The sequence below is a fragment of the Nitratidesulfovibrio sp. genome, assembly GCF_040373385.1.
Lineage (GTDB): Bacteria > Desulfobacterota > Desulfovibrionia > Desulfovibrionales > Desulfovibrionaceae > Cupidesulfovibrio.
Genome location: NZ_JBDXXH010000002.1, coordinates 85,247 through 104,513, shown reverse-complemented (window position 1 = coordinate 104,513; position 19,267 = coordinate 85,247). Strand labels below are relative to the sequence as shown.

Genomic DNA, 19,267 nt, shown 5'->3' with positions numbered 1-19,267 from the left:
GAATGCGCCGGTTACACCGGAAACGCCGGGGCGCGGACAAAAGAAATGCCCGCGCGGGTACGGCCAATTTGCCACAAGGTGCCTGCTTTTCGGCCACGTTGTCAATGCGCGGAGGCACCGGACGCGCGACAGGTGCGCGCACGCACGCTGCCCGTACTCCGCCCGCGCGCGGCCAGACGGAACGCCATTTGCCCGCAACGCGCCCGCCATTCCGCCGCCTCCGGGCTGTCGCCGTTCTGGGGGCAGCATGCGGCATCGCGGCACGGAAACATCACGCAACAGCACCACAGGCGCGCGGCATCACGCCGCCCTACAGAGAAAAGGATACCCCATGATCGTAGCCCTGACCAACGACGACGGCATCCAGGCACCCGGCCTGCGCGCCATGTACAAGGCCCTGCTGGACGCCGGGCACGAAGTGCACGTGGTGGCCCCGGTCACCGAACAATCCGCCGTGGGCCACGCCGTGACCATCAGCCTGCCCCTGCGGGTGAAGGAATTCCACGAAAATGGCTTTCGCGGGCGCGGGGTGTACGGCACCCCCACCGACTGCGTGAAGCTGGGCCTGTCCTGCCTGCTGGACAAGAAGCCCGATGTGGTGGTGTCGGGCATCAACGCCGGGGCCAACGTGGGTCCGGACATCCTGTACTCCGGTACGGTGTCCGCCGCGACGGAGGCGGCGCACATGGGCTACCCCGCCCTGGCCGTGTCCTACGATTCGTTCCGGCCCGCCGATCTTTCCGGGCAGGCCGCCCACGCCGCCGGGCTGCTGGCCACACTGGACTGGAAGGCCCTGCCCGCCCGTTGCGTGGTGAACCTGAACTACCCCGCCCTGCCCATGCCCGAGGTGAAGGGCGTGCGCGCCTGCCCCCAGACCCGCGCGGTATGGAAGGACTGGTACGATCACCGGACGGACCCGCGCGGCAGCTCGTACTGGTGGCTGAACGGGGTCATTCCGCCGGAAACGGTGGCCCCCGGCACCGACCGCGCCCTGCTGACCGAAGGGTGGATCACCCTTACCCCGTTGCGCTTCGACTTCACCGACCACGCGGCCATGGAACTGCTGGCCGGGGTGCAGTGCGAGAATACCGGCGGCCAGACCAACGGTCAGACTGGCGGCGAGATATAGCCACGCGCGCGGCCCCAGCCATTCACGGCGCCATAGGGAGAGTGTCATCCACCTTGCACCGTCCGTGCCGGATCCCCACCGTACCCCATGCAGTGAAGGACGGGCCGCCCTGCGCGGCCCATCTTTATTTTTTCCACGGTTTCAGGTATCTTTCCCGCGCCTTCGTCGAGAGGCCATACCCGTTCCCTGCGCCATGGCATCATGCGCGGCTGCGTCTTCACGGACAGGCCCCGGAGAAACCACGGACAAGCCTGGGACGGGCCACTGCCTGGCTTCATGGACGGGCCTTCCGAAGGCATGCCCGGATCGCGCGCGCCACCCCCGCAGGGCTTGCCGGCGGGACGCGACCGACGAACTCATTTCCACCGCCGGACCAGCAGGCATCACGCCCGTCCGGCGCAGCAGGAGGAATCCATGCCGCTGACCGGTCCCAAGCAGATGTTCGAGCGGGCCTACAAGGAAGGGTACGCCATCGGCGCCTTCAACGTGAACAACATGGAGATCATCCAGGGTATCATGCAGGCGGGCGGTGAAGAAAAGGCCCCGCTGATCCTTCAGGTTTCCGCCGGTGCCCGCAAGTACGCCGGGCAGAACTACATCGTGAAGCTCATCGAGGCGGCCCTGCTGGACACCGACCTGCCGGTGGTGCTGCACCTGGACCACGGCCAGGACTTCAACATCTGCAAGGACTGCATCGACGGCGGTTTCACCTCGGTCATGTATGACGGTTCGCACCTGCCGTACGAAGAGAACATTGCCGTCACCAAGCAGGTGGTGGAATACGCCCACGCGCGCGGCGTGTGGGTGGAAGCGGAACTGGGCCAGCTGGCGGGCGTGGAGGACGAGGTTTCGGCCGAACATTCGGTGTACACCGACCCCGACCAGGCCGTGGACTTCGTGAAGCGCACCGGCTGCGATTCGCTGGCCATCGCCATCGGCACCAGCCACGGGGCCTACAAGTTCACGGGTGATGCCAAACTGGACTTCGCGCGGCTGGAAAAGATCACCAACATGCTGCCCGGCTATCCGCTGGTGCTGCATGGTGCATCCAGCGTGCCGCAGGAATTCGTGGAAATGGCCAACACCTACGGCGGCAAGGTGGGCGGCGCCAAGGGCGTGCCCGAGGACCTGCTGCGCAAGGCGGCCACCTTCGGCGTGTGCAAGATCAACATCGATACCGACATCCGCCTGGCCATGACCGCCACCATTCGCAAGCAGTTCATGGAAAAACCGGCGGACTTCGACCCGCGCTCGTACCTCAAGCCCGCGCGCGATGCCGTGAAGAACATGGTGCAGCACAAGATTCGCAACGTGCTGGGCTGCTCGAACAAGATCTAACCGTCTCAGGGGAACGGACTCATGATCAAGCTTGGGATGAACGGTTTCGGCCGCATCGGTCGCTACCTCGTCAGACTGCTGGCCGACACCGACGACCTTGGCGTGGTGGCCATCAACGCCCGCGCCGACAACGCCTCGCTGGCCCGCCTGTTCAAGTACGATTCGTGCCACGGCACCTTCCGGGGTGAAGTGGCCCACGACGACGCCGGGCTCATCGTCAACGGACGCCGCATCGCCGTCACCCGCGAGCGCGCGGGCGAATGGAAGTGGAAGGACCTTGGCATCGACATCTCGGTGGAAACCACCGGCACCATCAAGGACCGCGCGGGCCTTGCGCAGCACCTGGCCTGCGGCGCGAAGAAATCGGTCATCAGCGCCCCGGCCAAGGACGCCGACGTCACCGTGGTCATGGGCGTGAACCATGGCGATTACGACCCGGCGAAGCACGACGTGATTTCCGCCGCCTCGTGCACCACCAACTGTCTGGCTCCCGCCGCCAAGACCATCCACGAGGCGTTCGGCATCAGGCACGGCCTGATGACCACGGTGCACTCGTACACCATGAGCCAGCGCATCCTGGACGGTTCGCACAAGGACCCGCGCCGCGCCCGTGCCGCCGCGCTGTCCATGATTCCCACCACCACCGGGGCGGCCAAGGCCACCACGCTGGTCATTCCCGCGCTTGTCGGCAAGCTGGACGGCATGGCCGTGCGCGTGCCCACACCCAACGTGTCGCTGGTGGACCTGACCTGCGAACTGGAACGCCCCACCAGCGTCGAAGAAGTGAACGCCCTGCTGAAGGCCGCGGCCGAGGGACCGCTGCTGGGCAACATGGGCTACACCGAAGAACCGCTGGTGTCCGTGGACTACATGGGTTCCATCTACGGCGGTGTGGTTGATGCGCTGTGCACCAGCGTCATCGACGGCACCATGCTGAAGCTGATCATCTGGTACGACAACGAAGCGGGCTTCACCAACCAGCTCGTGCGACTGTTGCGCATGGTCGGCAAGGACATCTAGCCCCACCCCGCATCGCGAACAAATGCAGACGGCGTCCACCCCCTTGCGGGATGGACGCCGTTTTCTTTTCGGATATGGGCAAAAAGCCGGTCAGCACTCCACAACGCTGACAGCAAGTCCGCCGGAAGAGGTTTCCTTGAACTTGGCGTTCATGTCGCGCCCTATCTCGGCCATGGCCGCGATGACGCTGTCCAGCGTCACCCGGTGGTGGCGCGGGTCTTCGCAGGTGGCCAGCAGGCAGGCGTTGTAGGCCTTCACCGCGCCCACGGCGTTGCGTTCGATGCACGGAATCTGCACGTAGCCGCCCACCGGGTCGCAGGTCAGGCCCAAATGATGTTCCAGGGCGATTTCCGCCGCGTTCTCCACCACGTGCACCGGGTTGCCGCGCGCGTGGGCCAGCATGGCGGCAGCCATGGCGGACGCCACGCCCACCTCGCCCTGACAGCCCATCTCGGCCCCGGCGATGCCCGCGTTGTGCTTGGCCAGAAAGCCCACCGCCGCCGATGCCAGCACCCCTTCGCGCACGGCCCGGTCGCCGATGGCAAGGTCGTGGCGCATGGCGTAGAGCAGCGCGGGCATTACCCCGGCGGCACCGCAGGTGGGCGCGGTGACGATGACCCCGCCCGCCGCGTTTTCTTCTGCGGCGGCAAAGGCATAGGCGTTCAGCCGCCCCAGAAAGACATCCACCTCGTTGGGCAGGCGCTGGGCGCGCAGCAGCAGTACGCGGGCCTTGCGGTGCACCCCCAGGGTGCCGGGCAGCGGCCCGCCGTCCTCAATGCCGCGCCGCACGCTGGCTTCCATCAGCTCGATGATGGCGGCCAGCCGGTCCAGGATGGCGGCGCGACCCATGCCGGTAACCGCCATTTCGTTCTCCAGGATCAGTTCGTGGATGGTCAGCCCGGTCTCTTCCAGCCGCGCGCGCAGTTGCGCCATGCTGCGGTAGGGGTGCACGGGCCTGCCGCGCTCTTCGGGCTGCCAGCCCTTCCACTGGATGAACCCGCCGCCCACGGAATAGTACTCGCGCTCGCACAGCACCACGCCGTGCGCGTCCAGCAGTTCCATGACCAGCGTGTTGCTGAAGGGATAGGCGTGCTGCACCGCATCGCGCTGCACCGTGCCATCGGCAAGCACCAGGGTTGCCGGTCCCATGCGCAGGATGCGTTCCGCCTCGGGCAGCGCGGGCAGCGATTCCTGCAGCCCCGGCGGGCAGGTGGCGGGCCGGTGGCCCAGCAGCCCGGCCAGCACCGCGCCGGTGGTGCCGTGGCCCACGCCGGTGGCGCTCAGCGAGCCGTACAGGCGCACCCGGATGTCCGCCGCGCGGGCCAGCACCTCGGGCGGCAGTGCCGTGCACAGGGAGCGGAAGTCGTGCCCGGCCTTCATGGGGCCGATGGTATGGGAACTGGACGGGCCGGGACCGGCCTCGAACATGTCGAACAGCGACGTTTCTATGGTGGCGACCAGAGGCTGCATTCCTACTCCCGGCTGTCGTGAAAGAAGGCGCTCCATTCCAGCGCGCCCGCATAGGCCATGGCCAGATCCACCTGGGTGAGGCCCATGGCCGCGCCGCGGGCCAGCACCTCGTCCCAGCGGCCCCGTTCGTAATGTTCCATCAGTTCCAGCCATGGCGCGTAAGGGCCGGTGTGCTCGGCAAGGGCCTCGGCCAGTTCATCCATCAACGGCAGTGACCGCAGCAGTTCGGCCAGCGGCAGGCACAGCAGGGGTTCCAGCAGCGAGAACAGCCCGAGCATGAACAGCGCCCCCGATTGCGGAACGGGACGGGGCACGGAGAGGGGTGCGACCTCGGGCTGCATCTGCCCGGCCTCCATTTGTCCGGACCCCATTTGTCCGGCCCGCACTTGTCCGGCCCGCACTTGTCCGGCCCGCAACAGGGCGCGGGATGCGCACAACTCCAGGAACTTGGCGCGCAGGGCGGAAACGGCGATGAGCTCGCGCGCGATGGGGCCGGTGTCGAATTCGGAAAGCACGGTGACGCACAGCCACTGCACCAGATTGCGCGTGCCCAGCAACGATATGCCGTGCTGGATGGAGGTAATCTTCACCGGCAACCCGAAGTGCACGGAATTGATGTACCGCAGCAGCTTGTACGAAAGGGCCGCGTCGGACCGTACCACCTCGGTGGCGGCCTTGATGTTCACGTCCTCGCGGGCCAGGGTGGCCAAAAGGCGCATCTTGGCCGCCTGCGAACTGTCCAGCCGCCTGCCGTGCACCAGTTCCGGCCTGCTGAAGAAAAACCCCTGGAACAGCGAAAAGCCCAGGGCCTCGCACTGCCTGTGGGTGGCGAGGTCTTCCACCTTTTCGGCCAGCAGCTGACACTGGCGGGGGCGCAGCCCGGCCACGTCGCGGGCCAGGTCCGGCAGCGGGCGACCCAGCACGTCGATCTTGACGATGTCCGCCATGTCCAGCAGCGCGTCCATGCCGGGCTGTCCCGCGTAGTCGTCCACCACGATCAGGTAGCCCTCGGACTTGAGGTCGGAAAGCACCCGCAGCACGGCCTCGGTGGCGGGCACCGTTTCCAGCACCTCCACTCCGCACACGTCGGGGGGCAGGATGCGCGGCGTGCCCGCCAGCAGCATGTCCTCCGCAAAATTCACCAGCAGGCGCTGGCCCTGCCCAAGGGCCGGACGGGCCATGGCAAAGCCGTCGGCGATGACCGAGGCGGTGGCCACGCTGGCGTCCACGTCGCCGCTGCAACATTCCGGCGAACCGGGATGGCGGAACAGTAGTTCATAGCCCCACACCTCTCCCGAGGCGTCGAAGATCGGCTGCCGGGCCACCAACAGCACCGGGCCGCAGGCCGGACCTTCCTGAGCGGACGGCGAGGCAGACGGCACGACGGACGGCGAGGCGGCCTGCGCGGGGAAACCGCACGGCACGTCGCACGCCGCCTTCCCCGCATCTTGCCCGCTCGCCGCCGACGGGGCGCGGGAAGGCCGGTCGTCACCATCCGCAAGGCCGAGCAAAGACCGCATGCGCCTGAGCATGTGCGATATCCCTTCCCCCCGCTGTTCCCACAATCCCGCGCCAACGGCACGGTACCCTGCGGACCTCCGCACGGTCGTGGCGGACTGTATGCGGTATGCCGCAGGTCGGTCAACACGGCGATACCGCCGGGCGGGAGGGAGGAAAAACGAAGGGGAACGACTCAGCGCCGCCCGCCGCGCCCCTTGCCCGAAGTGCCGGACGGTGACGTTCCGGCGGGGCGCGGGACGGCGTCGTCTCCGGCGTGCTCCAGACGCAGTGCACCTTCCAGCGCGGCGTCGGGCGCCACGGAAAGAGACCGGGCCACCGCATCGACCCGCACGGCACCGGGGGCGGCGCCCTTGACGGCACGCACGTCACGCACCAAGGCCACCATGATCCGGGCGCGGGCGGCGTTGCGCTGCCAGCTTTTCACCGCCACCAGCGCGGCGGCCTCGGCCAGGGTGCGTTCCGGCACCTGATGCGCCGGGTGGTCGCGCCGGATGATCAGGTGCGCGCTGGGGCCATCCTCGGCATGCAGCCACCAGTCGAAGGGCGAGGCGATGCGCAGCAGTTCGGCATTGCCTTCCGCGCAGCGGCCCCGCAACAGCAGAAAGCCGTCGGAACTGCGAAAGCGCTGCACGTCGCTGCCGGTTCCGGCGTCGCGAGGCTGCCTGCGGGAACTGGAACCGCCCTTGCCCGCCCTGCCCGCCCTGCCCGCCTTGTCCGCCTTGTCCGCCTTGTCCCGAAGGCCGGACGCGGGCGTGAACCGGGCCTGCACCGGGGGCAACCCGCCGCCGGGGGGCATGGCCGCGCCCTGCTCGGCGGCGGCCAGGTCGCGGGCAACGTCTGCCCGGCGCCGGGCAAGAATGGCAAGCCCGCGCGCCCCCCGGTCGGACCGGTGGAACATGGCGGCCATGTTCTCGCGCACGGTCAGCAACGGGTCGAGGCGGATGGTGCGAACGGTGTGGGCGCAAACCGGGGCGGACACGTCCGCCGGAGACGATGCGTGACCGTTCCCGACGTCCTGCGGCATGATGTCAGGCTCTGCCCCGTCGGATACCACCACCTCCGACAGGCGGGCATCCGGCGCGTATCGGTAGAGCACCGCTTGCAGGGCTACACCATCGGCGCGCTGGTCCAGCAGGCCGCGCAGGCGGCGTTCCTCGTCGTCCAGCTTGGTCAGCAGCCGACGCAGGCGCTTTGCCTCGGCCTTGAACGGGGCGGCGGCCTCCGTGCGCGCGGCGTCGGCAAGGCCGGTGAACGCGGCGGCCTCGCCCAGGATGGCGGCGGCATCCAGTGCGGATTCGCAGGATTCTTCCGTGCGGTTGCCGCGCAGGGACGCAGGCAGGGGCCACGCGGAAAGCTCGTCGGGTTCGCCGGTCCCGTCCGGGGCGCCCGATTCGCCCGATTCGCCTGATTCCCCCGATCGGCCTGATAGACCAACGTCACACGGGCCACTTGCCCCACCGGGCTCTGCCCCAGCCTTCCTGCTCCTGCGGTACAGGAACACGTCGCCCTCGCCGGTATCCAGGTCCACCAGCAGGGCACAGGCGTCGAGCACGCCGTCCTCCGGGACGTTGCTGGAAGAACCGGGGAGAGCGCCCTCGGATAGGGCGGGGTGGCTGCCGGGTGTGGCATCGGGTGAAGGGCCGGACAAGAGGCATGGCGACGGCAGGGGGCATGGCGACGGCAGGGGGGCTTCGGGCGGCCCGCTGCCCACCAGAGCGGTCAGGGTGCGCCGTAGCGCCGGGGTAAGCACCGGGTCGGACCCTGTGGCTGCACCATCGCACAACGCGCGCAGGGCGGCCCTCAACGCGTCCGGTTGCGAAGGGGGCGGCAGTTGCGGCCAGACGGGTTCCACGCCGAAGTCGGGGGGCAGCGCATCAACAAGATGCATGCCCTCGCGCAGGTCCAGCAGCACCAGCATGCCCTGCCCGTCCGCCAGCCCGTTCGGCTGTCCGGCTTGCGGTGCCATGCGCAGGGCCAGCCTGCGGCGTGACCAGTCGCACCCGGCCCAGACCACGCGGCGTCCGGCCAGATGTTTGCGCAGCAGCATGACTTGGGCATCGGGCCGGGCGGGATTGGGCGGCTTGTGCGCGGCCAGATACAACAGCGGTGCGCGGCGCCCGTGGCGCAACACCAGCACCTGCTTGCGCCCGGCGGCGAAGATGGTGAGGGAGTGGATGTCCGGCGCGGGTGCGTGGATCTTTTCGATGCGGCACCCGGCCAGCAGCGGAAGCAGCGCCCGGCAGACGCGGCGGAACAGATGGGCGTCCATCGTCGTATCCCTGGCAAAGCGACCCGAAACCGAAAACATGGGCGGGACAGGCCCAGGCAGCCCCGGACAGGCCCGGACAGCCCCGAACAGGCCCAGCATGCCCGGACAGGCTGCGGCATGCCGAACAGCCAGTCCGGCAGCCACCGAAAGGCCGGCATGGCCCAACGAAAACGGCCCCTCATCCCGGAAGGGTGAGGGGCCGTGATGGGCTCCTAATCGCCTCGGACGCGCTCGTCGTCTTCCTGCTTGCTCTTGCAGTTGATGCACAGCTTGGTCACGGGGCGCGCCTTCAGGCGCGGTACGCCGATCTCCTCGCCGCAATCATCGCAGATGCCGAACGAACCGTCCTCTATGCGGCCCAGTGCCGCCTGAATTTTCTTGATCAGCCGCCGCTCACGGTCGCGGATGCGCAGCGTGAAGGCGCGGTCCGATTCCATGGTGGCGCGGTCTGCCGGGTCGGCGAAGACCTCGTTGTTATCCGTCATGTCTTCCAGCGTGAGGTCGCCCTTTTGCGTGGCTTCTTCCAGCATCTGGGTCAGCAATACGCGGAAGTATTCAATATCCTTTTGATCCATGGGGAACCTCCTCGCGGTACGCAGCGCGCCGCCGCCAGGCGGCACGCGTGCCGGGTGGGGCTGTCGCTTGCAAGGCAACTGCCATAAATCATCCGGACGATAAAAGTAAAGGGGCGAGACCTGATTTCCGTTCACGGAAACCCGCGCGAAGTGCATGGCGCGTTGGTGGGCGCAGACTGACGGCCTCCAAAGTAGCGGATGGCGCGGAACGGAGGGATGAACGGCCTGGACGCCCCGCGCCGCGTCCAGACTGAACCTGTCCGGCCCGGTCTGAACCTGTCCGGACAATTCTGGGCCGGTCCGGACCAATCCGGTCTGATCGGGCCGGAACCGGACTTGCCGACTTGACCGCACCGTGCCCGCAAACCCGCACCGGACAACTTCTTGCGGGAATCAGTCGAGTTTTTCGGGAACCTCGCTTGACAGGGGACGGGGCTGTGACGTAGAAGGCTCTCCTCGTTGAGCGGGAGTAACTCAGTGGTAGAGTGCAACCTTGCCAAGGTTGAAGTCGCGGGTTCAAATCCCGTCTCCCGCTCCAACGAAACCGACGAGGCGGCATAGCCAAGTGGTAAGGCAGAGGTCTGCAAAACCTCCATTCTCCGGTTCAAATCCGGATGCCGCCTCCAGCATCGGTGCGGGAGTAACTCAGTGGTAGAGTGCAACCTTGCCAAGGTTGAAGTCGCGGGTTCAAATCCCGTCTCCCGCTCCACCGTCTTCTCCGGGTCTGCCGCCAGGCGCGGAAAACCCTAGCAATACCCCACCATTAGCGGGAATAACTCAACGGTAGAGTGTCAGCTTCCCAAGCTGAAGGTTGCGGGTTCAAATCCCGTTTCCCGCTCCAGAACATCAGGCCCTTGTGCAACACGCACAAGGGCTTTTCCATTTCAAACTGTTTTATCTCGCGCAGTTACGGTGCACACCTGCTTTTTTTCCTCTCCCCGGGCAGGCGGGCATCCCCCACCGGGCTGCGACGGGGTGCCCCCACCTTGCCTGATGCGGCGGCGAAGCCGTCCGAAACACTATGCGGCGATCGACTCCCAATGTGTGGAGTCGGCCAACATGAGAATCCGTATCCCTTGGGTGAGATAGCCCACTTCTCATGTTAAATGACCGGGACTAGAGTTGCTACGCGCGCCCCCGCGTGAGTGTATGCCCCCGGCAGGTTCTCCCCTGCCGGAGGCGTTGCGTTCTACTCCATGGCCAGCGTGTCGCGTTGGGCCTCCGCGTCCTCCTCCAGCAGCTTGACGGCCAGCCAGCGCGGCGGGCAGTGCGCGGCCAGAGCGGGCACGCGAGCAAGCCGTTCCGCCAGTTCGCCGATGTACTGTTCCAGCGCCCCGTAAGGTACCCGGATCGGCTCCTCCGCCCCCTGCCCTTTTTTTCCGGCAAGGCGCTCCAGTCCGTCCCTGATGTCTTCCGCCCCGCGCCCCTTCTTGCCCACGGCGGGCAGCACCGGCACCCCCAGCCGCGCGGCAAGGGCGGGCAGGTCCAGACGGATGCCCCGGCGCGCGGCCACATCCATCATGTTCACCACCAGCAGCAGGGGCCTGCCCATTTCCATCAACTGGAGCGTCAGATACAGGCTGCGCTTGAGGTTCGAGGCGTCGGCCACGTCGATGATGGCACCAGGCCTTGCGTGCAGCAGAAAATCCCGCGCCACGCGTTCTTCGAGGGAATAGGACGTCAGGCCGTAGGTACCGGGCAGGTCCACCAGGTGCACGTGCAACGTGGGGGTGCGCAGGCTTCCGCTCTTCTTCTCCACCGTGACGCCGGGATAGTTGGCCACATGCTGTCTGGCCCCTGTGAGCATGTTGAAAATGGTGGACTTGCCGCAGTTGGGCTGCCCGGCCAGGGCCACCAGCGCTCGCGTACGGGTCATGCCGGGCAAACCCCTATCTGGCGCGCCTCGGTGCGGCGGATGCTGATGCAGCAGCCGTCAAGCTCGATCTCCACCGGATCATGCAGCGGCGCATGGCGCAGCATCCTGACCTCGACACCCGGACAGAAACCGAGGTCGGCCAGCCGCTGCCCCAGGGAGCCCGTGGCGGTCATGCGGCTGATGACGCACCGCGCTCCGGGATCGACATCGCAAAGGGTCATGGTGGCTTTCGTCCTGTTCCGCGATGAAAGGTTACGGGGTCTGGCCGGGTGCATCGCGCGACCGTACCGCTGGCGACCACAACGCGTACCGCTGGCACCCTCCGCTACCGGCAGCGCAAGGGACCGGGCGACGCCATGGCAGCATCGCCACCATGCTTCTCTTTGACGCACGAGCAGCCGCATCCGTAACCGGACCGCGAAAGAAAACGCGAATTCGGTGCAAGGGAAGGCGCCAACGCCTTGGGCAGGGGGCCGTCGCACGCCCCGGTCTGGGTGTCGGGGTGGTCTGGGGTGGTCTGGGGTGGTCTGGGGTGGTCTGGGGCGGTCTGGGGCGGTCGGGGGCGAATCGCCGGGTCCATCAGGAAACCCCACACCGGCCAAGGGCGGGTGTGGGGTTGGAAAACAGAGGCCCGCACCGGCAGGCCCCGTCAGGGTGTACAGCCGGGCGGCACGAGCAAAGAGACGCCACGGGCAAACGGACACCGCAACGACGCGAAACCTACCTGAGCACGAACGAAAACGGCAGGATGACCACCGTCATCACGCTGCGGCCATCGATGCGGCCCGGCAGGAACCGATGGCGGCAGGCGGCGGACACGGCCGCATCCTCGAACATCCCAGCGGGCTCGGCGCTCTGCACGGCGCAATCGCGCGGCTGGCCCTGCGTGTCGATGAGCACCCGCACCAGCACCCTGCCCTCGATGTTCCGTCGCCGCGCCTTGTCCGGATATTCGGGGCGCACGCCCCGGACCACGGAGGGCCGTTCGTCCACCGCGTCCGCCTCGTAGGCCTGCATGTCCCCCACCTGCACGGACCGGCGGGCGCGGGTGCCGGAATCCGACGGCGATGCGGGAGAGGCCACACCGGCCGAGTCCCGCACGGGGGCAGGCTCCGCCACGGTGGGGGCCACCCGCTCGGGTTGTTGCGGCGGCACGGCGGCCTGTTCCTGCTTGCGGGGGCTGATGGACCGCACCGCAGGCGTGGGCGTGGTCCTTGGCAGGGGTTTCGGGGCGGGCGCGGGTTTGGGCGCGGGCGCGGGTGGCTCCGGCACCGCCGGTTCGGGCTGTCGGGACGGTACGGGGGCGGGTTCCGGTTGCGCGGGCGGGGCGAACTCCGCCAGGCTCACCTCGTAGACCAGGGGCGGCGGCCCCGCATCTTGCGACGGCAGGGCAAGCGCCACGGCCAGCACCGCCGCATGCACCCCGCAGGAAAACAGGATGTCGGCAAGACGCATGTCAGCTCCGCGCCTGCGGGCCGTGCCCTTCACGTTCCGACACCATGCCCACCTTCTCGATGCCCGCCGCCCGGACACGCCCGATGGCTTCCACTACCGTTCCGTAGGGCACGTCGCGGTCGGCCCGCAGGAACACGGCGGTGGGGCGTTCCGCCGCCCGCGCGGCAAGCAGCCGCTCCAACCCGTCCATGTCGGTGCGGTGGTCGTCCACGAACAGCGTGCCGTCCGCCCGCACGGTCAGCACCACGCTGCCGTCGTCCTCGGGCAGCACCTGCACCGTCTTCGTCTGCGGCAGCGCCACGTCGAGGCCCTCGGTCATCATGGGCGCGGTAACCATGAAGATGATCAGCAACACCAGCATCACGTCCACGAAGGGCGTGACGTTGATCTCGGCCACGAAGCCGCCGCCCGATCCCGTGCTTGCGCCCATGTTCAGCCCCTTCCGCCGGGGACGGCCAGCCCGGCGGCATGGGTGACCGCCTCGTGCTGCAAGCGGTTCAGCAGCAGCCCGGCAAAGCTGATGCATTGCCCTTCCAGCGTTGCCAGCCTGCCGAGCAGCACGTTGTAGGCCATGGCGGCGGGTATGGCCACGGCAAGGCCCAGCGCGGTGGCGATGAGCGCCTCGGAAATGCCCGGCGCCACCGTGGCCAGCGAGGCGGACTTCATCTGCCCGATGGCCTGGAACGAATGCATCACCCCCCACACCGTGCCGAACAACCCGATGAACGGTGCCGTGTTGGCGGTGGTGGCCAGCAGGGGCAGCGCACGCGACAGCCGCCGGATTTCCTCGCCCACGCCGTGGCGCAGGGTGCGGCGCACGTTGTCCGCCAGCAGGCGGTCGGCATCGCCGGTGCTGGCCAGGCGGTTGAATTCGTCCACCCCCAGCCGGGCCATGCGCCGCAGGGGCGAGGTGCCGCGCCCGCCGCGTTCCAGCCGTTGCAGCAGATCGGCAAGGCCGGAAGCCGACAGGGCGTCGGCAATGCCCCCGGCAATGCCCCGGCGGGCGCGTTCCAGCATGCGCCACTTGGCGCAGATGATGGCCCAACTGCCCAGCGACATGACCACCAGCATCAACAGTACCGCCTTGGCCACGGGCGTGGCCTGCGCGGCGAGTTCCAGCATTCCGGAATCCATGTGTGCGTCTCTCCGTTGTTGCGCCAGGGGCTGTTTCTAAATGAGGATTTTCGTTCGTTGGCAAGGAAAACGAGCCCGCCATGAGGGAGTATACTCTTATCGTATTCGACCGATATGGCAGGTGAAGTTTGACGAAGCCAACGGACGAAAGGACAATTTAGAAACATCCCCTAGGCGATGCCCGCCCGGCGAAAATGCCGGTCCAGCATGCGGTAGCCCATGATGCCGCCAAGGCATGCGGCGACCACGTTGGCCAGCAGGATGGCCGCGCCCATGGCCGGGCTGAGGTTGTTCACGAAGATGTCCAGGAATTCCTGGTTCACCTTGCCCGATGCGGCCAGGTCGCCCACGAACGAGTCGGCCCAGAGATAGAAGGGAATGTAGGTGCCCACGGCCTGCGCCACCCGGAAGACCACGTAGGCGGCCACGTTGCTCCACGGCCTGCGGAAATCGCCCGTGGCCGCCACGGCATCCGCAAGGATGCCCCCCACGGCCACGACGAGCGATACGGTGAAGAATCCGGTCAGCATGAAGGCCACGGCCGTGGCCAACCCGTTGGCGGTAAAGGCGCCGCGCCGGGGCACCTTGATCAGCATCAGCACGTAGACGGGACCGGTGACCAGCGCCACCACCGCTTCCTTGAACAGCACGAGGGTGCCGGGCAGGAAATGCAGCGTGGCCAGCAGCAGCATGTTCAGCATCAGCGCCAGCGCGGTGAATATGCCGAGGGTGATGCTGTCGCGAACGTCGAGGGATGGCCGTTTGTTCATGGCAGTACTTCCTTGCGGGTGGGCCAGGCACGGAACGTGCCGTCATGGTTCAAGACGCGGTACGCGTCGTCATGGTTGGGGGCGCGGTACGCGTTGTCATGGTTCAGGACGTCGCAGGCGTCGTTGTTGTTCGGAAAGCGCAGTGCGTCGTTGTTGCAATCTCCACAGGCAACGCCGGGCACAACCGTTTGCCGCAGGGCCTTGCCCAGCGGCACTCCATCAACTTCGCGGGACAGGATGCGCCCGCCGCGCAGGCACAGGGTACGCGTGCAGGCCTGCTGCACGAAGTCGGCATCATGGGTCACGACGAAGACCAGCTTTCCCTGCCCGGCCAGTTCGCGCACCACGTCGGCCAGTTGCAGCATGCGGGCATGGTCCATGCCGCTGGTGGGTTCGTCCAGCAGGACGATATCCCTGCCCGCCATCAGGACGGCGGCGATCAGGGTGCGCTGCTTCTCGCCCATGGAAAGCGCGCCAGGGTGCCGGTCGAGCAGCCCGGAAAGGCCGAAGCGTCCGGCCTGGGCCGCCACGCGGGCGTCAAGGTCGGGCAGCCCCTCGTTGCCCAGGCGCAGTTCGTGGGCCACGGATTCGGTGAACAGCTGATAATCCGGGTCCTGCATGACCACGGCGCAACGCCTGCGCCGTTCCCGGCTGCCCGCCCGCGCGCCGTTGATCAGGATGTTGCCCGACGCCGGACGCAACAGCCCGCACAGGGCGCGCAGCAACGTGGTCTTGCCTGCCCCGTTGTCACCGGTCAGGGCCACCACCTCGCCCGCGTGCAGGGTGCAGTCGGCGGCGTCAATCACGCGCGTGCCGCGCAGTCGCAGGGATACCTTGCGCAACTCCAGCAGGGGCGGCGAACCGGACATGCCGGGTGCACGGGGGGACGCAAGGGCCGCCGCCCCCGACCATGCCCCACCTGACAGCCCAGCGCCGACCGCCACGTCCGCGCGCTCGCCAAGGGCACCGGCCAGGTCTTCCACGGGCCGGATGCGGCCATTCGCCACGCAGGCGGCCCCGTCGGCCACGTCGCGCAGGTAGTTGGTGCGATGATCGGCCACCAGGATGGTGGCGCCTTCTTCCCGCAGGGTTCGCAACAACACGCCAAGGCGCACCAGCCCCGCCGCATCGAGGTTGGACGAGGGTTCATCCAGCAGCACCACCTCAGGACCGTGCACGGCCACCGAGGCGATGGCCACCCGCTGGCGCTGGCCGCTGGACAGCCGGAACACGCTCTTGTGCAGCAGCCCGCCAAGGTCCATCAGGGTCACGGCGCGTTGCAGACGATCGCGGATGACGTCCTGCGGCAGGCCGAAGTTCCCTGCGGCGAACACCAGTTCCTCGGCCACGTGGGTCATGAAGAATTGGGAACGGCAGTCCTGAAACACCGTGCCCACGCCGCGCCCCACGTCATGCAGGGGGCGTCCGGCCACATCGCGACCCGCCACCCGCACCGAACCGGCCACGCCCGCCGTGACGATGGCGGGCACCACGCCGCTGACCAGCTTGAGCACGGTGCTCTTGCCCCCGCCGCTCCGCCCCAGCAGCACCGTGCATCCGCCCCGCCGCACGTGCAGGCTCGCGTCTTCCAGTACTGGCTGCGCGGATGCGGGAAAGCGACAGGTCACCCCGGCAAGGCGGATCATGACAGCAGTCCCCGCATCAATGCTTTCATCAGCGCCCTCATCTGGCCCCCAATTACGCCGCCCCCCACCACCGTTGCCCAGCAGACCGCCACGAATTCCGCGCGGCCCCACAGCGGCAAATCGCGCCGCAGGCTGCCGGGGGCTTCCACGCCACGGGTCATGGCCGATGCGGAAAGCTCGTCGGCCAGACGGGTGGCGCGCATCATGAGCGGCAGCAGGATGTATTCCACCTGCTTCAAAGGCCGGGTGAGCAACCCGTACAGGCCGGTGCGCACGCCCCGCACGGCCATGGCATCGCGGATGCAGGCGTACTCGCCGCACAGCGTCGGCACGAAGCGGTAGGTCACCGCCATGGCAAGCACAATGTCGCGCGGCAAGCGGGCGCAGGTCAGCGCGCCCAGCAGGTCGCCCAGCATGCTGGTGGCCCCGATGGCCGCGAAAAGTGCCGCCAGCGGCGCCACCTTCAGCCCGAAGTAGCAGAGGTAGGCCGCAAGCCCGCCTGCGGTGCCCCCCAGTTGCGCCAGCAGCACGTACCCACCCCACAGCAGGGGCATGGCCCCCGCCAGCAACGCCACCGGGCGCCACTGGCGCAGATGCAGCATGACGGGCAGGGCCATGACCACCGGCGCAAGAATGCCCGGCCTGCCCGCAACGATCACGGAAACAAGCCCCGCCAGGGCAACCACCGCCAGTTTTGCCCGTATGTCCAGGCGTGGCGCGGCCATCGTGCACATGAAAGACATCCGTGAAACTCCGGCGATGCGCGGCCGGGTACCAGCCCCGGCCGCGCACCGGATGCTAGAAGTACAGGCTGGCGGATACGCCGAAGGCCTGGGGCTCGCCCGAACGACCGAACCAGCCCGCACCGGCGGCGCTTTCCACCGCGCGGGTCACGTATTCCTCGTCGAAGATGTTGCGGCCCCACAGGTAGACGTCCCAGCCTTCCTGCTCGTAGCCGAACTTGACGTTGACCGTCTGGTATTCGCCCTGCGACTCGGAGTTGGCGGCGTCGAAGTACACCTTGCCCACCCGGCGGTAAGTGGCCCCGGCGAACCAGCCATCCAGGAAGCGGTAGGTGGCCCCGAGGCTGGCCGTATATTCCGGGGAATCGATGACGTTCTTGCCCGAATAGTCCTCTGACGCGGAGGGGGAGTATTCGTCGTATTCGGCGCGGGTGTAGCCGTAGCTGCCGGTCAGCTCCAGCCCCTGCACGGGGCGGGCGATGGCCTCGATTTCCACGCCGTCGCTGGTGGACTCGCCCGCGTTCTCGATGTGGTACGAACTGCCGCCGGAAGACAGCACCTCCACCTGGCGGTCGGTCCAGTCGATATGGAACAGGGCCAGGTTGACTTGCAGCCGCTTGTCCAGCCACTCGGTCTTCACGCCGACTTCGTAGTTCCACGTGTATTCGGCGTCGTAGGCCTCGCCTATTTCCTCGTTGTCGTTGAAGCCGCCGCTGCGGAACCCGCGCGAAACGCTGACATAGGGGCGGATGTCGTCGGTGGCCTTGTAGCTGATGGCCGCCTTGGGCAGCCAGGCCTCAAAGGTCTTGTTCTCGTCGCCGTCCATGGAGGCGTAGCCCAGCATGTCGCCGTCCTGCTGGGAGTAGGAGAAGTCCTTGGCGATGCGGTCGTAGCGCAGGCCCGTGGTCAGTTCCAGCCGTTCCCACAACGTGTAGCTGGTCTGGAAGAACAGGGCCGAACCCAGCGAGTCTGTGGTGCTGTCCTGCCGGATGGTCTGGGTGCCCATGCCGGTCATGCCCATGTTTTCGAGGTTCATGCGGGTGCTGTAGGCGCGGTCGTCCTTCTCGTAGAAGGCGTAGGCACCCGCCAGCCATTGCAGGGGCGAGGCCTTGTCGTCCGATACCAGGCGCAGTTCCTGGCTCAGCAGGCCCACTTCCTTGTCCAGCTTCAGGCGCACGAGATCCATGGGCAGGAAGTCGATGTCGTTGTCCATCAGGTAGTTTTCCTGCCTGCCGGAGGTGATGGACAGCAGCTTCATGTCGCCAAGGTCGTATTCGCCGCGCATGGCCGTGCCGTAGGCATCCTTTTCGGCCATGCCCGCGTAGTCCACGTCCACGCTTTTGGCGAGGCTGGCGGAATCGATGGGCGCGAATTCCGCGTACCCGTCGCTGCGGTAGTTCTGCACGTCGAAGGTAACGGACAGGTCGAGGTCGGAGGAAGGCAGGGCCTGCACCTTGAACCGGCCGTCGAAGTTCTCGTAGCCGTTCACGCTGTCGTCATCGTCGAACTTGTTGGTGAAGTAGTTGTCGGAGGCCTCGTAGTTGCCCGTGGCCCGCAAGAAGACGGTGTCCTCCACCAGCGCCCCGGTGGCGGTGCCCTGCATACCCCGGGTATTGAAGCTGCCGTAGTCCATGGTCAGCTTGCTCTTCCAGTCGTTCTCGGGCTGCTTCGTGATGATGTTGATGACCCCCGCCTCGGTGTTCCGCCCGTACAGGGTGCCCTGCGGACCGCGCAGAACCTCGATGCGCTCGATGTCCAGCAGGGTCATGTCCAGGCCGGGGTAATAGACGTCATCCACGTAGTAGCCCAACGCGGGGCTGCCCCCCATGGACGAGGTGACGCCGCGCACCGTGGCGAAGGTGGTGAACGCGGCCGCCGGACCGGTCTTGGTCAGGTAGATGTTGGGCACCAGCGGAAAGATGTCCTCGGTCTTCGTCACGCCCTTGTCCTCGACCTGCGTGGCGCCGATCACCGAAACGCTGACCGGTACTTCCTGCACGCTCTGCTCGCGCTTGTCGGCGCTGACGGTAATCTCGTCGAGCACATAGGTTTTCTGTTCGGTGGCGTTGGCGTCCGCCGCGCGGGCAATGCCGATGCCCCCCGGCAGGAAGCCCGCCCCGCCAGCCAGCAGCATGCACAGGACAGCGGCCCCCGATGCATGGGCCAGTGCCTTCAACTGTTGCTTTGCCTTCATCCCTTGGCCCTCGTTCGTTCTTGTTGATGGTGATAATCAGAGTTGTTTTCAGTCGCAAATGGCAGGCTGCGCCCCATGCGAGAAAGGGACGATTGCCCGAACCCCCAGGAATGCCGGGGCAGGCCGG

16 protein-coding genes and 4 tRNA genes are annotated in these 19,267 nt (G+C 67.3%); 7 read left to right on the top strand and 13 right to left on the bottom strand.

The features are described 5' to 3' along the window. The first annotated feature begins 331 nt into the window (after window positions 1–331). From surE to gap, 3 genes are all read left to right on the top strand, one after another. On the top strand, window positions 332–1,129 hold the full coding sequence (gene surE, locus ABWO17_RS03490; RefSeq protein WP_353116123.1) for a 5'/3'-nucleotidase SurE: 798 nt from the start codon (window positions 332–334) through the stop codon (window positions 1,127–1,129). A gap of 414 nt (window positions 1,130–1,543) precedes the next feature. Continuing rightward, window positions 1,544–2,467, top strand: coding sequence for a class II fructose-1,6-bisphosphate aldolase (gene fba, locus ABWO17_RS03485; protein WP_353116121.1), 924 nt, complete (start codon window positions 1,544–1,546; stop codon window positions 2,465–2,467). 21 nt (window positions 2,468–2,488) lie between these two features. Then, window positions 2,489–3,487 (top strand): type I glyceraldehyde-3-phosphate dehydrogenase, encoded by a 999-nt coding sequence (gene gap, locus ABWO17_RS03480; RefSeq protein WP_353116119.1) that lies wholly within the window; start codon window positions 2,489–2,491, stop codon window positions 3,485–3,487. Between the two features lie 90 nt (window positions 3,488–3,577). Here gap and ABWO17_RS03475 read toward each other — a convergent pair whose 3' ends face one another. The 4 genes from ABWO17_RS03475 to dksA form a co-directional block, all read right to left on the bottom strand. Continuing rightward, a complete protein-coding gene (locus ABWO17_RS03475) occupies window positions 3,578–4,957 on the bottom strand; it encodes an L-serine ammonia-lyase (protein ID WP_353116117.1) in 1,380 nt (459 codons plus the stop codon). Window positions 4,958–4,959: 2 nt separating this feature from the next. Then, complete coding sequence (locus ABWO17_RS03470) at window positions 4,960–6,381, bottom strand: EAL and HDOD domain-containing protein (protein ID WP_353116115.1); 1,422 nt, start codon at window positions 6,379–6,381, stop codon at window positions 4,960–4,962. Between the two features lie 269 nt (window positions 6,382–6,650). Continuing rightward, window positions 6,651–8,747 carry an NFACT RNA binding domain-containing protein gene (locus tag ABWO17_RS03465; RefSeq protein ID WP_353116113.1) on the bottom strand — a complete coding sequence of 699 codons (2,097 nt, stop codon included), beginning with the start codon at window positions 8,745–8,747 and terminating at the stop codon, window positions 6,651–6,653. 212 nt (window positions 8,748–8,959) lie between these two features. Continuing rightward, the gene (dksA, locus tag ABWO17_RS03460; protein WP_353116111.1) at window positions 8,960–9,322 is read right to left on the bottom strand and encodes an RNA polymerase-binding protein DksA; all 363 of its coding nucleotides are present in this window, start codon (window positions 9,320–9,322) and stop codon (window positions 8,960–8,962) included. 463 nt (window positions 9,323–9,785) lie between these two features. On the opposite strand from dksA, the gene ABWO17_RS03455 reads away from it, so the two are divergent. From ABWO17_RS03455 to ABWO17_RS03440, 4 genes are all read left to right on the top strand, one after another. Continuing rightward, window positions 9,786–9,860: transfer RNA gene (locus tag ABWO17_RS03455), tRNA-Gly, on the top strand. Between the two features lie 13 nt (window positions 9,861–9,873). Beyond that, window positions 9,874–9,948 (top strand) — tRNA-Cys (locus tag ABWO17_RS03450). An 8-nt stretch (window positions 9,949–9,956) separates the two neighbouring features. After that, window positions 9,957–10,031: transfer RNA gene (locus ABWO17_RS03445), tRNA-Gly, on the top strand. 57 nt (window positions 10,032–10,088) lie between these two features. Then, window positions 10,089–10,163: transfer RNA gene (locus ABWO17_RS03440), tRNA-Gly, on the top strand. A 348-nt stretch (window positions 10,164–10,511) separates the two neighbouring features. Here the strand turns inward: ABWO17_RS03440 and ABWO17_RS03435 are convergent. The 9 genes from ABWO17_RS03435 to ABWO17_RS03395 form a co-directional block, all read right to left on the bottom strand. After that, entirely contained in the window at window positions 10,512–11,198 is a 687-nt protein-coding gene (locus ABWO17_RS03435) for a FeoB small GTPase domain-containing protein (RefSeq protein WP_353116109.1), read from the bottom strand. Continuing rightward, window positions 11,195–11,419, bottom strand: a complete 225-nt coding sequence (locus tag ABWO17_RS03430; protein WP_353116107.1) for a FeoA family protein — start codon at window positions 11,417–11,419, stop codon at window positions 11,195–11,197. The genes ABWO17_RS03435 and ABWO17_RS03430 overlap by 4 nt, the downstream gene beginning before the upstream one ends. Window positions 11,420–11,918: 499 nt before the next feature. After that, entirely contained in the window at window positions 11,919–12,653 is a 735-nt protein-coding gene (locus ABWO17_RS03425) for an energy transducer TonB (RefSeq protein ID WP_353116105.1), read from the bottom strand. 1 nt (window position 12,654) lies between these two features. After that, entirely contained in the window at window positions 12,655–13,083 is a 429-nt protein-coding gene (locus ABWO17_RS03420) for an ExbD/TolR family protein (RefSeq protein ID WP_353116103.1), read from the bottom strand. Between the two features lie 2 nt (window positions 13,084–13,085). After that, window positions 13,086–13,787, bottom strand: coding sequence for a MotA/TolQ/ExbB proton channel family protein (locus tag ABWO17_RS03415; RefSeq protein WP_353116101.1), 702 nt, complete (start codon window positions 13,785–13,787; stop codon window positions 13,086–13,088). 170 nt (window positions 13,788–13,957) lie between these two features. After that, window positions 13,958–14,557, bottom strand: coding sequence for an MptD family putative ECF transporter S component (locus ABWO17_RS03410; protein ID WP_353116099.1), 600 nt, complete (start codon window positions 14,555–14,557; stop codon window positions 13,958–13,960). Further along, a complete protein-coding gene (locus tag ABWO17_RS03405; RefSeq protein ID WP_353116097.1) occupies window positions 14,554–16,203 on the bottom strand; it encodes an ABC transporter ATP-binding protein in 1,650 nt (549 codons plus the stop codon). Before ABWO17_RS03405 ends, ABWO17_RS03410 begins: the two co-directional genes overlap by 4 nt. Further along, window positions 16,200–16,937: an energy-coupling factor transporter transmembrane component T gene (locus ABWO17_RS03400; RefSeq protein ID WP_353116095.1), complete on the bottom strand. Its 738-nt coding sequence runs from the start codon at window positions 16,935–16,937 to the stop codon at window positions 16,200–16,202. Before ABWO17_RS03400 ends, ABWO17_RS03405 begins: the two co-directional genes overlap by 4 nt. 64 nt (window positions 16,938–17,001) lie before the next feature. Continuing rightward, entirely contained in the window at window positions 17,002–19,140 is a 2,139-nt protein-coding gene (locus tag ABWO17_RS03395; RefSeq protein WP_353116093.1) for a TonB-dependent receptor, read from the bottom strand. Window positions 19,141–19,267 lie beyond the last annotated feature (127 nt).